The sequence below is a fragment of the Nocardioides daphniae genome (assembly GCF_004777465.1).
Classification (GTDB): Bacteria; Actinomycetota; Actinomycetes; order Propionibacteriales; family Nocardioidaceae; genus Nocardioides; species Nocardioides daphniae.
On record NZ_CP038462.1, the window covers coordinates 3,546,992 to 3,558,816 of the forward strand.

Below are 11,825 nucleotides of genomic sequence, written 5' to 3' on the forward strand. Positions count from 1 at the left end.
CGACGTGGTCTACGAGAGCGAGCCAGCGCTCCTGGTGCTCACCGAGAACGCGCGCGGCCGGGTGGTCGCGCGGGTGGTGAGCTGCGTGGCGGGCGAGAGCACCGTCGTACGCACGGTGACGCTCCCCTCCGACGTGCCCCTGCCCTGACGTCGGGCTGACGCCGGCCGGGTCTCGATGCGGACGTCCGCCCCGTGGGGGAACACGCAGCACCTACGATCGGTTGTGCACGTGTCGGTCGCCTCGGGTGACCGCCGCCCTAGACCCTCCGCCTCGCACACCCCAGGGAGTCACCGCCGCCATGAGCGAGACCCAGCCGCGCAACGTGATCATCATCGGCTCCGGCCCGTCGGGCTACACCGCCGCCGTGTACGCCGCCCGTGCCAACCTGGAGCCCCTGGTCTTCGAGGGCTCCGTCACCGCCGGTGGCGCGCTCATGAACACCACCGAGGTCGAGAACTTCCCCGGCTTCCGCGACGGCATCATGGGCCCGGCCCTGATGGACGAGATGCGCGCCCAGGCCGAGCGCTTCGGCGCCGAGCTGGTCACCGACGACGTGGTCGAGGTCGACCTGACCGGCGACGTCAAGGTCGTGAAGACCTACGACAAGACCTACACCGCCCGCTCGGTGATCCTCGCCACCGGCTCGGCCTACCGCAAGCTCGGCCTGCCGCGTGAGGACGAGCTCTCGGGCCGCGGCGTCTCCTGGTGCGCGACCTGCGACGGCTTCTTCTTCCGCGACAAGGTGATCGCGGTCGTCGGCGGTGGCGACTCCGCCGTCGAGGAGGCCACCTTCCTCACCCGCTTCGCCTCCAAGGTCTACCTGCTGCACCGCCGCGACGAGCTGCGCGCCTCCAAGGTCATGCAGGAGCGCGCCTTCGCCGACCCGAAGCTCGAGATCGTCTGGAACTCCGAGGTCGCCGAGATCCACGGCGCCGAGTCGCTCGAGAAGATCACCGTCCGCGACACCGTCACCGGTGACCTCAAGGACCTGGAGATCTCCGGCCTCTTCATCGCCATCGGCCACGACCCGCGCTCCGAGCTGGTCAAGGGCCAGGTCGACCTCGACGACGAGGGCTTCGTGAAGGTCTCCTCGCCCTCGACGGCGACCAACCTCCCGGGCGTCTTCGCCGCGGGCGACCTGGTCGACCACACCTACCAGCAGGCGATCACCGCGGCCGGCACCGGCTGCGCGGCGGCCCTGGACGCGGAGCGCTTCATCGCCGCCCTCGACCACGAGGCCTCCAGCGCGGGCTCGGCCGCCGAGACCGCGGCCCTGGTCGCCGAGAGCGTCTGACCCTCGCACCCCGGCGCGGGGAACAATTCGTCCCCGTCGCACTGTTCATCCCACACGGGCAGCAGCTGCCCACCACCGAACGTCCGGAAGGATCCACGATGTCCAACCTCAACGCCGTCACCGACGCGAACTTCGAGACCGAGGTCCTCAAGTCCGACAAGCCCGTGCTCGTCGACTTCTGGGCCGAGTGGTGCGGGCCGTGCCGTCAGGTCGCCCCGATCCTCGACGAGATCGCCGGCGCCCACGGCGACAAGATGAACTTCGTGAAGCTCAACATCGACGAGAACCCGGTCACCCCGTCGACCTACCGCGTCACCGGCATCCCGACCATCAACGTGTACCAGAACGGCGAGGTCGTCCGGACCATCGTCGGTGCCCGTCCGAAGGCCGCGATCCTCAAGGAGCTCGAGGGTCTGATCTGAGACCCCCGGCCTCGGGCTTCATCGCCGGGGGCCGCAACCCAGGCTTCATCGCAGGGCGCACAGCACCCACCAGGCGCTCCCACGCCGACTCGACCTCGCTCCGCCAGGTCCGTGTCGCACGGAGCTCCATCCGCAGCCGCGGGGTGGTGCTGTGCGCCCTGTGCGTCGTGAAGCCCACCGACTCCAGGAAGTCGATCGGCTGCAGGCAGCGTGCGCGTACGTCGTCGTCCCCGCCGCCGTGGGTCCCGAAGGCCTCGATCGCCGGGACGTCCCGGGTGACGAGGTCGCGGGCCATCGCCTGGATCAGCCGCTTCCCGTCGGCGGCACGGGCGGCGTCGAGGGGCAGGGCGAGCTCGGCCAGCACCACCGCGTCGGGCGAGGCGGGGGCGGTGGGCACGTCACCGAGCCCGGGCAGGAAGGTCGGCGGGGCGTAGAGGACGTAGCCGCAGGGAGCGTCGTCGACCACCAGCAGCTGTCCACAGACGCCCCAGTGCTCCTCGACCTCGGCCACCCACTCCTCGAGGGCCTCGCCCGCGCGCTCGTCGGGGATGGTCGCGGCGGTGACCGCGTCGTACTTCCAGCGCAGGCAGGTGCCGGTCTCCGGGCGCAGCTCCCGCAGCGCGACCGTGTCCAGGTCGAGCGTCCTGCGAGCCACGAGAACCTCCGTCGACTGTGTGCCACACCACCTCTGCGGGATATTCAATGGTAGGCGCTGGACCCCACCTGACAGGATGACCGCGTGCGCCAGATCAAGCAGAGCAAGAAGTTGCAGAACGTCCGCTACGACGTGCGGGGTCCCATCCTCGTCGAGGCCCAGCGGCTGGAGGCCGAGGGCCACCGCATCCTCAAGCTCAACATCGGCAACACCGCGCCCTTCGGCTTCGAGGCGCCGCAGGCGATCCTCGCCGACATGATCCACCACCTGCCGCACTCGACGGGCTACAGCGACTCGCGCGGCATCTGGTCGGCGCGCACCGCGGTGATGAACTACTACCAGTCGCACGGGCTGCGCGAGGTCGGCGTCGAGGACGTCTTCATCGGCAACGGTGTCTCCGAGCTGATCTCCATGGTGCTGCAGGCCTTCGTGGACGACGGCAACGAGATCCTGGTGCCGGCGCCCGACTACCCGCTGTGGACCGGCGCCGTCACGCTCTCCGGTGGTACGCCGGTGCACTACGTCTGCGACGAGGAGAACGACTGGAACCCCGACCTCGCCGACATCGAGTCGAAGATCACCGAGAACACGCACGGCTTGGTGATCATCAACCCGAACAACCCCACGGGCGCGGTCTACAGCGAGGAGATCGTGAAGGGTCTGGTCGACATCGCACGCCGCCACGACCTGGTCATCTTCGCCGACGAGATCTACGAGAAGATCCTCTTCGAGGACGCCAAGCACCACCACGTCGCCACGTACGCCGGCGACGACGTCCTGGTGCTGACCTTCTCGGGCCTGTCGAAGGCCTACCGGGTCTGCGGCTACCGCGCCGGCTGGGTGATGATCTCCGGCCCCAAGGAGCTGGCCTCCGACTTCCTCGAGGGGCTCACCTTGATTGCCAACATGCGCATGTGCGCCAACGTGCCTGCGCAGCACGCCATCCAGACGGCGCTCGGCGGCTACCAGTCGATCGAGGAGTTCATCGGTCCCGGCGGTCGGTTCTACGAGCAGTCGATGCTCGCCCACCGTCTGCTCAACGAGATCCCGGGCGTCTCCAACGTGAAGCCGCGCGGCGCCCTCTACTGCTTCCCCCGCCTCGACCCCGAGGTCTACCAGATCGACGACGACCAGGAGTTTGTGCTCGACCTGCTGCGGGCGAAGAAGATCCTGGTCACGCACGGCAGCGGCTTCAACTGGCCGGCCCCCGACCACTTCCGGCTGGTGACCCTCCCGGACGCAGAGGTCCTGGAAGAGGCGATCGGTCGTATCGCGGACTTCCTCGCCACCCGGCGGTGAGTCCGCTGCTCTAGGCTTCGGGCAGTCCCCCGTCCCGACTGCCAGGAGCTTCTTGCACCATGCGTGACATCACCTATCCCCCGGTCATCCTGACCTGCAAGGCCTTGTTCAAGGCCCTGGGCCAGAAGATCACCATCACCGGGGCGGAGAACATCCCACGCAGCGGTGGCGCCCTGATGGCGTACAACCACATCGGCTACGTCGACTTCGTCTACGGCGGCCTGGCGGCCCAGCCGGCCGGTGGACGCCTCGTGCGCTTCATGGCGAAGAAGGAGGTCTTCGACCACCCGGTCGGCGGACCGATCATGCGCTCGCTCCACCACATCCCCGTCGACCGCGGTGACGGCATCGCCTCCTTCCACCACGCCGTCGACTTCCTGAAGAAGGGTGAGCTGGTCGGCATCTTCCCGGAGGCGACCATCTCCCGGGCGATGGAGCTCAAGGAGTTCAAGAACGGCGCCGTCCGCATCGCGGCCACCGCTGGCGTCCCGGTCATCCCCGTCGTGCTGTGGGGGACGCAGCTCATGATGACCAAGGACCACCCCAAGGACTTCAAGCGCGGCAAGCACATCCACATCAAGGTCGGCGAGCCCCTGATGTTCAACGGTGAGGACGCGAACGCTGACAACGCGGAGCTCCACCGCGTCATGACGGAGATGCTGGACGAGGTCATCGCTGGCTACCCGGCCGACCAGCAGCCGCCCGGCTCCTGGTGGCTGCCGGCTCGTCACGGCGGCGGTGCCCCCACGTTGGAGCGTGCTGCTGAGATGGACGCCGAGGAGAAGCGCGAGCGAGCCCGCCGCAAGGTGGAGAAGCGCGCGGCGAAGGCTCAGAAGAAGAAGTAGCGCTATTGGTTTCACGTGAAACCAAATGAGTCCTCTTGTCGAGTAATCGGCAAGGGGACTTGTCGTTTTGTCGACAATTGAGTCTCTACGGGTGCAGCGGGTCGTGCAGTCCAAGAGAGCACCGCGGGTCCCGCGGCCGCGGCGAGAAGTGGTTGGGGTCAGCGGGGGGTGGGATCAGTGGGTGACGTGACAGTGGTTGACGGGGGGCAGCCTCGAGCTTTGCGCCGGAGCCGGGTCATCAGTGCTCGGGTTCAGTCAGCCCCGGGCGCGTGTCCCCGTGGAACCGGTACGTGATCGCCCTGTTGTCGCGGGGCCTGGGTCACGGCTTCGATGGCACCGTGGACGCCGAAAACGGGTTTCCCTGCAGCGATCTGGGGTCGTACGCCGTTCGACGGGCGGATCACCACTTCGCTCAAAATCGCTCTCACAGAACTCGCGCACGTAGCTCTACGGCTCCACCAAAACCGATATGTCGACATATTAATGAATGGTCTGGGACTGCCGAGCGATGGGATCCCGTAGGGAACACCCCGGCCAGAGGGTGGAGCTGGTCCCTGACGCACCTCGGCGCGCGGCTGACCCCGGCTCCGTCCAGCCTGGGTCGGACTGCGACGGCAAGCCGGATTCTGATGAGTCACCACGTGGTGTGGTGGTCGCCGGACCGCGGCCAGGGAGATCGAGAGAGGAGTCGCGACTCGAAGACCGATGAGGAGCCTGGTAGTGCCCCTGGCTGCATCGGTACGAGGCTGATCGCCTGCCGCCCGGCCAGGTGGTCGCCGGGTCGCTGCTCCTCGGGCAACCGTTCCACGTGAAACACGACCGCCACCCCACGCCTGCCAGTTGGCGTCGGGGCGACACAGTCTCGTTCGGGACGAGGCTTCAGCCGCGCGCTCCTCGCGCCGCTGCAGGACGACCACCTGGACCCCGAGTCGCTCACGTTGGTGCGGTAGCGCACGAGGACCGTACCCCGCCCGTCGCACTCACCTCGGGTGTGCACGACGGGCCGCTCGCCCTAGACGGAGACCTTTCCGCCAAATTCCTGGACCTCCTGGACGGGCACCGGCCCACGGTCCTCGTCCTCGTTGTGCTCGATGAGGGCGGCGCGCCCAGACGGTCCTCGAGGCGGTAGGACTGGCGTTGCTCCAGCTCCCACGCCACGCGGGGCAACGAGGGCGACTGACGTTTCACGTGAAACGCGGCGCGACCCACGCCGTGGACACACACCCGGATACAACTGTCCGCCTACCCAGCACACGGGGAAAGAAGAGCGGGCCGGCTGCACCTGCAACCGGCCCGTCCACTGGTTCTCTTTCACGCTCAGATGGCGCGATCCTCACGATTGCGCGGGTCCATGAGCGTCATGATGCGCTGCAAGTCGTCCATGGAGGCGAACTCAACCGTGATCTTGCCCTTGGAGCGACCCAGATCCACCTTCACACGCGTCTCAAAGCGATCTGAGAGCCGATCAGCGAGCTCGGCGAGCCCGGGTGCCGTGGGCTTCTTCCGACGCGCCACACGCTCGGGACGGCCGTGGTCACCCATGGCCACGATCTCCTCGAGTGCCCGCACACTGATGACCTCGGCGACCACACGCTGTGCCAGCCGGTCCTGCGTCTCGGAGTCGTCAACAGCCAGGAGAGCGCGGGCGTGACCTGCGGACAGCACCCCGGCAGCCACGCGTCGCTGCACAGCGGGACTCAACTTCAAGAGGCGGAGGGTGTTGCTGATCTGCGGCCGTGAACGCCCGATGCGTTGAGCCAGCTCGTCATGCGTGCAGCCGAAGTCCTCGAGGAGCTGGCCGTACGCCGCAGCCTCCTCCAAAGGATTGAGTTGCGAACGGTGAAGGTTCTCCAGGAGCGCGTCGCGAAGCATGTCCGCGTCCTCGGTCTCACGCACGATCGCCGGAATGGTCTCCAGACCGGCTTCCTGCGATGCACGCCAGCGCCGCTCACCCATGATGAGCTCGTACTCGTCGTCACCCGCAGGGCGTACGACGATCGGCTGCAGCAGTCCGATCTCCTTGATGGAGTGCACCAGCTCAGCAAGCGCCTCCTCCTCGAAGACCTGCCGCGGCTGCCACTGGTTCGGGCGCACCTGTCCGATCGGCAGCTCCCGGAAGTAGGCACCGGCAACCGGGAGAGCGTCGGTGGCTTCGGAGGCTACAGAACCAGTTCTGTCAGAGCGATTTTGAGCGGAGTGGGTTTCGGCGCCGCGGGCGCCATTGGCCCCAGAATCCGGCGTGGAGAACGCAGATTCGGGGGTCTCACCGACCTCCCTCGGGGCCGGCGCCGGGCTGGTGGGGATCAAGGCCCCCAGGCCACGGCCCAGGCCTCGACGCGTCGGGGGACGGCTGCTCGGGTTGCTCATGACGTGGGTGCTCCCTTCGTGGCGATCTCGCGTGCCGCCTCCAAGTAGGAGAGGGCGCCGGGCGAGGCCGGGTCGTACGTCATCACGGTCTGGCTGTACGACGGCGCCTCGGAGACACGCACCGATCGCGGAACCATCGTCTTGAGGACCGTGTCGCCAAAGTGGTCGCGAACCTCGCTGGCCACGTTGGCGGCCAGTCGGGTGCGAGCGTCGTACATCGTGAGGAGGATGGTGGAGACGCTGAGCCGCTGGTTCAGGTGGGCGCGCACCATCTCCACGGTTTCGAGCAGCTGGCCGAGACCCTCCAGGGCGTAGTACTCAGCCTGGATCGGGATCATCATCTCCTCACCCGCCACGAGGGCGTTGAGGGTGAGGAGGCCCAGCGACGGCGGGCAGTCCACGAAGACGAAGTCGAAGCGCTCGGGACCGACATCGGCGGCGGTGCCCACCAACGGGTGCGCCTGGATCGCCTTGTGGAGCCGGCTCTCACGGGCCACCACGGACACCAGCTCGATCTCGGCGCCGGCCAGGTCGATGGTCGCCGGGACGACCTTGAGGTTCGGCAGCTCAGGGCAGTCCGTGATGACGTCGGTCAGGGCCGCTCCGTCGACCAGCAGGTCGTACGTCGACGGCGTGCCGCGACGGTGGTCCACGTTGAGGGCCGTCGACGCGTTTCCCTGCGGATCGAGGTCGATCACCAGGACGCGCTGCCCGAGCTGCGAGAGGGCCGCGGCCAGGTTGACCGTGCTGGTGGTCTTGCCGACTCCACCCTTCTGGTTCGCTACGACCATGACGCGCGTCTTGTCGGGACGAGGCGGGGCGTTCTTCACCAGGTGCCCGTGACGGGCCAGGACGACGTGCTCCGCTGCCCTGGCGAGGGGGGTGCTGTCGTCGTACGGCGTGCTCCCCGAAGCAGCGATGTCCGCCGCCGTGCGGAACTTGGTTCCACGTGAAACAGCGCGTTCGGAACCGGTGGGCTCGTTGCTCGACAAGTCGTTCGCTCCTGTGAGGGTGGCGGAGGGGGTGAGTGGCTCCGGGGGCATGGAAGCAGGGGGCAAGGGCCCGACAATGAGCGCGTCGTACGGATCGGCGACGGGGGCTACGCGCCGCTCGGCCAGGTCCTGGCCAGAGACGGGAGTCAGCGGCGAGGACAAGACGTCCACCAGGTGCCGGGCGTTTCACGTGAAACAGCGGGTGACGAAGCGAGATCCGAGTGCCGGGTCTCCGCCCCTCGGAAATCGCCATCCTGTGGATAACTTCGGGACAACTGTGGAGAGTCACGCTCAGACGAGGTGATTTCGTCGGTGGATAACTCTGGGGGCATCGCGGGTGACTTCTCGTCCCGATCCACGACGTCTCCCCTCGGCAAGTGGTTTGGTGCAGGTCCGTGTCTGCTGTCGGCCCATGCTCGCACGTCACCGGCGGCGTCGCTTGGCCTTGCTCTTCGATCCTGTGGACGAGGCAGACTTGCCACGGATCAGGTGCAACGGTAGCGCGGAGGGATCGGCCCACGAAACCCTGACGGCGTACGTGGGGGACTCGAGGACGTCGGTGCCCAGCTCCACCACCACGGGCTCGTCGCACCTGAATTTCTCCAGCGTGGGTCGGGCGTTCTCGATCTCGTCCGCGATCGACGATCCCTTCAGCGCCAACAGCTCACCCTCGGGCGCGACGAGGGGCATCGACCACTCGAGCAGGCGGTCCAGGGGGGCCACTGCCCGCGACGTCACCATGTCGAACGTGCGACTGCCGTGCAGGGCATCAGCCCGGCCTCGCACCACCTCGACGTTGTCCAGCCCCAACGCCTCCACGACCTCGTCGAGGAACGTCGTACGCCGCAGCAACGGCTCCACGAGGGTGACCTTCAGGTCAGGGCGGACGATGGCCACCACCATGCCGGGAAGTCCGGCACCTGTCCCCACGTCACACAAGGTGATCCCCTCGGGGACCACGGTGCTGAGAATCGCGGAGTTGGCGATGTGGCGGTCCCACAGCCGCGGTACCTCACGCGGACCGATGAGGCCACGTACGACGCCGTCGGTCGCAAGCATGGCGGCGTACTGCTCGAGCAGGGGGAGGCGCTCAGACGCACACACCCCCCGTACCGACTCCGGAGGGGAAGGCAAGGGGGGTGTGTCCATAAGCCCTAGTGTTTCACGTGAAACACGGGGAGGCGAAGCGACTACGAGGCAGGCAGGATGACCACGCGACGGCGGGGCTCCACGCCCTCCGACTCGGAGACCAGGCCAGCGGCGGTCACCTCGTCGTGGACGACCTTGCGCTCGAAGGACGTCATCGGGTCGAGCGAGACCTTCTGACCGGTCTCCCGGACCTGGGCAATCAGACGCGCCGCCAGCTCGACCAGCTCCTCGCGCTTCTTCGCGCGGTAGCCGGAGATGTCCAGCATCAGGCGCGAGCGCTCGCCAGTCTCACGGTAGACGGCCAGACGGGTCAGCTCCTGGAGCGCGTCGAGGACCTCGCCGTTGCTGCCGACCAGCATCGACAGGTCGGCACCGACGATGGAGACCGATGCGCGGTCGCCGTCGACGTCCATGTCCAGGTCGCCGTCCAGGTCGGCGATGTCGAGGAGCTCCTCCAGGTAGTCGGCGGCGATGTCGCCCTCCGCCTCCAGGCGCTCCACCTTGCTGGGTCGCGGAGCCTCCGCTACCACGGTGCCCTCGTTGGGGGCGTCGTTCTGGGTCTCGCTCACAACTTCTCCTGCTGCGTAGGGAAAGGGTGGCGCCGCGGCGCCACGGAAATCTGGGTCAGCTCTTCTTCCGCTGCGAGCGCGTCTGGCGCTTCGGCTGCTGGCGAGCGGGCTTGTGGGTGACGTCGGGGGCCTCGACGACCTGCTCGGGGGCTGCCTCGGGCGCACCCTTGCGGATGCCCTTGCGAGCAGCCTTGGCGTCGTCGCGGGCCTGCTTGGCGGTCGCCGCGGGGGTGCCGGGCGCCGGGTTGTTCCGGATCACGTAGAACTGCTGACCCATGGTCCACAGGTTCGAGACGGTCCAGTAGATGAGGACGCCGATGGGGAAGGCGATGCCACCCACACCGAAGACGACGGGAAGCACGTAGAGCAGCATCTTCTGCTGCTGGGCGTAGGGACCGCTCAGGGCGTCGGCCGGCATGTTCTTGGCCATCAGCTGGCGCTGGGTCATGAAGGTGGTGGCCGTCATGGCGAGCACCAGGATGATGGCCACGACGACGACCGCGACGCTGCCGCCGCCACCGAGGTTGCCGAGGAAGGTCTCGGAGATCGGCACGCTGCCGAAGAGCTTGGCCTCACCGAACTGCTCGGCCAGCTTCTCCGTCAGGACACCACGCGACTCACCGTGCGAGGCACGATCGAGCAGGCGGAAGAGCGCCAGGAAGATCGGCATCTGGATGAGGATCGGCAGGCAGGAGGCGAACGGGTTGGTCCCGGCCTCCTTGTAGAGGTTCATCGTCTCCTGCGCGAGACGCTCCCGGTCGTGGCCGTACTTCTTCTGCAGCTCCCGGACCTTGGGCTGGATCAGCTGCATGTTGCGGCTGGACTTGATCTGCTTCACGAAGAGCGGGATCAGCGCAGCGCGGATGACGACGGTGAGGCCGATGATGGAGAGCACCCAGGCGGCACCGCTGTCCGGAGCGAGCACGGTGCTGAAGAGCTTGTGGAAGCCAACCAGCACCACGGAGATGATGTAGTAGAGCGGCGCCATGATCGCGCTGCCGATGTCGCCGAACACTCAAGCTCCTCGAGTTGGGGTGGAGTCCGCGCTGGTGCGGGGTGGAACTGGGTCGTAGCCGCCGGCGGCCCACGGGTGGCACCGACTCAGTCGGCGCACGGCAAGCCAGGAGCCCTTGAGGCTCCCATACTCGCGCACCGCGTCAAGTGCGTACGCCGAACAGCTGGGGTGGTAGCGGCACACCTGGCCGTAGAGCGGGCTGATGAAGGTCCGGTACAGCTTCAGGAACCCGATCAGCAGGTGCTTCACGACGGCGACCCGGCGGGCTGCAGGCGGACGAGCCCCTTCGTGAGGTCACCCTTGAGGGTCGCGTACGACGCCTCGGCTGCGGCCGGGTTGGCACGGACCACGAGGACACCACGACCCGGGAGCTCCTGGAGGTGCTCCCGGGTCAGGTGACGAAGTCGTCGCTGCACGCGATTGCGGACCACGGCGTTTCCCACTGCCTTGCTCACCACGAAGCCCACCTGCGACGAGTCGATGCCGTCGTCGGCGAGCCAGTGGAGGACCACGGTGCGGCTGCCGGTGCGGCGCCCCGCCTGACCGCCTGCCGAAAGCCGGAACTCTCGGTCAGACGATGGCGACGCGGCAGCACGGAGTCCCGCTCAGTGGGCCGAGGTCGGCCCTCAGACCGTGAGGCTGCTGCGGCCCTTGCGGCGGCGCGCCGACAGGATGGCGCGGCCGGCGCGAGTGCGCATGCGCAGGCGGAAACCGTGCACCTTGTGACGGCGACGGTTGTTCGGCTGGTACGTACGCTTGCTCACGAGAATTCTCCAGTGTTCTTGTTGCGGGGTGTCCACTCCGGCGGAGGCGCGGATTCAGCATTCGGCTGGCACCGCCCTCCCCACGGCACACCCTTTGATGTGGGTGAATTTCCGTGGACGTGCGGCACCGGTCGACCACGAGCGGACGTCGGGCGACCTGCCAACGGTACGCGGAGCGTCGTCCGAGGGTCAAACCAGCGCGCACCCCTTGGGGAGGCCGGACGGGAACACGCCGACGGGGCCTGTGGATGACGCCTTGCTACGAGCCGCCCGGGTTGTTACTTTCACTGCTCGCTCGAAGCTTTCCACTGGCAGCTCCTGACGCGTTCCAGCGCATGTGTGACCTGTGCCACAAAGTGCCGAAAACCCGGTCTGACCAGCACACATCGTGTTCCTTGGACCTTCTCCGGATGCCGGCGGCACCAGCAACGTCACCCATTTGGGGCAACATGC

General features: G+C 67.6%; 14 protein-coding genes. 5 read left to right on the forward strand and 9 right to left on the reverse strand.

Annotation, left to right across the window (positions count from 1 at the left end; all coding sequences use genetic code 11):
* The first annotated feature begins 4 nt into the window (after nucleotides 1-4).
* From E2C04_RS17935 to trxA, 3 genes are all read left to right on the forward strand, one after another.
* Entirely contained in the window at nucleotides 5-148 is a 144-nt protein-coding gene (locus E2C04_RS17935; protein WP_158630754.1) for a hypothetical protein, read from the forward strand.
* Between the two features lie 151 nt (nucleotides 149-299).
* The gene (gene trxB, locus E2C04_RS17410) at nucleotides 300-1,295 is read left to right on the forward strand and encodes a thioredoxin-disulfide reductase (RefSeq protein WP_135833570.1); all 996 of its coding nucleotides are present in this window, start codon (nucleotides 300-302) and stop codon (nucleotides 1,293-1,295) included.
* 98 nt (nucleotides 1,296-1,393) lie between these two features.
* Nucleotides 1,394-1,717 (forward strand): thioredoxin, encoded by a 324-nt coding sequence (trxA, locus tag E2C04_RS17415; protein WP_135833571.1) that lies wholly within the window; start codon nucleotides 1,394-1,396, stop codon nucleotides 1,715-1,717.
* Here the strand turns inward: trxA and E2C04_RS17420 are convergent.
* A complete protein-coding gene (locus E2C04_RS17420; RefSeq protein WP_135833572.1) occupies nucleotides 1,692-2,372 on the reverse strand; it encodes a GNAT family N-acetyltransferase in 681 nt (226 codons plus the stop codon). The two genes, trxA and E2C04_RS17420, sit on opposite strands and share 26 nt — an antisense overlap.
* An 84-nt stretch (nucleotides 2,373-2,456) precedes the next feature.
* Here E2C04_RS17420 and E2C04_RS17425 point away from each other — a divergent pair, with 84 nt between their 5' ends.
* Both E2C04_RS17425 and E2C04_RS17430 read left to right on the forward strand, forming a co-directional pair.
* Entirely contained in the window at nucleotides 2,457-3,671 is a 1,215-nt protein-coding gene (locus E2C04_RS17425; protein ID WP_135833573.1) for a pyridoxal phosphate-dependent aminotransferase, read from the forward strand.
* A 59-nt stretch (nucleotides 3,672-3,730) separates the two neighbouring features.
* Entirely contained in the window at nucleotides 3,731-4,516 is a 786-nt protein-coding gene (locus E2C04_RS17430) for a lysophospholipid acyltransferase family protein (RefSeq protein ID WP_135833574.1), read from the forward strand.
* A gap of 1,317 nt (nucleotides 4,517-5,833) precedes the next feature.
* Here E2C04_RS17430 and E2C04_RS17435 read toward each other — a convergent pair.
* The 8 genes from E2C04_RS17435 to rpmH all read right to left on the reverse strand — a co-directional run bounded on the left by E2C04_RS17435 (nucleotide 5,834) and on the right by rpmH (nucleotide 11,372).
* Nucleotides 5,834-6,883 carry a ParB/RepB/Spo0J family partition protein gene (locus E2C04_RS17435; protein ID WP_135833575.1) on the reverse strand — a complete coding sequence of 350 codons (1,050 nt, stop codon included), beginning with the start codon at nucleotides 6,881-6,883 and terminating at the stop codon, nucleotides 5,834-5,836.
* Nucleotides 6,880-7,875 carry a ParA family protein gene (locus tag E2C04_RS17440; protein WP_275106527.1) on the reverse strand — a complete coding sequence of 332 codons (996 nt, stop codon included), beginning with the start codon at nucleotides 7,873-7,875 and terminating at the stop codon, nucleotides 6,880-6,882. Before E2C04_RS17440 ends, E2C04_RS17435 begins: the two co-directional genes overlap by 4 nt.
* A 423-nt stretch (nucleotides 7,876-8,298) precedes the next feature.
* Nucleotides 8,299-8,979: a 16S rRNA (guanine(527)-N(7))-methyltransferase RsmG gene (gene rsmG / locus E2C04_RS17445; protein ID WP_229721395.1), complete on the reverse strand. Its 681-nt coding sequence runs from the start codon at nucleotides 8,977-8,979 to the stop codon at nucleotides 8,299-8,301.
* Between the two features lie 86 nt (nucleotides 8,980-9,065).
* Nucleotides 9,066-9,593 carry a Jag family protein gene (locus tag E2C04_RS17450; protein ID WP_135833577.1) on the reverse strand — a complete coding sequence of 176 codons (528 nt, stop codon included), beginning with the start codon at nucleotides 9,591-9,593 and terminating at the stop codon, nucleotides 9,066-9,068.
* A 55-nt stretch (nucleotides 9,594-9,648) separates the two neighbouring features.
* Entirely contained in the window at nucleotides 9,649-10,608 is a 960-nt protein-coding gene (gene yidC, locus E2C04_RS17455; protein ID WP_268234016.1) for a membrane protein insertase YidC, read from the reverse strand.
* Complete coding sequence (gene yidD, locus E2C04_RS17460; RefSeq protein WP_135833578.1) at nucleotides 10,609-10,857, reverse strand: membrane protein insertion efficiency factor YidD; 249 nt, start codon at nucleotides 10,855-10,857, stop codon at nucleotides 10,609-10,611.
* Nucleotides 10,854-11,120 (reverse strand): ribonuclease P protein component, encoded by a 267-nt coding sequence (gene rnpA / locus E2C04_RS17465; RefSeq protein ID WP_135833579.1) that lies wholly within the window; start codon nucleotides 11,118-11,120, stop codon nucleotides 10,854-10,856. Before rnpA ends, yidD begins: the two co-directional genes overlap by 4 nt.
* A gap of 114 nt (nucleotides 11,121-11,234) precedes the next feature.
* A complete protein-coding gene (rpmH, locus tag E2C04_RS17470) occupies nucleotides 11,235-11,372 on the reverse strand; it encodes a 50S ribosomal protein L34 (protein ID WP_135833580.1) in 138 nt (45 codons plus the stop codon).
* Nucleotides 11,373-11,825: the final 453 nt, after the last annotated feature.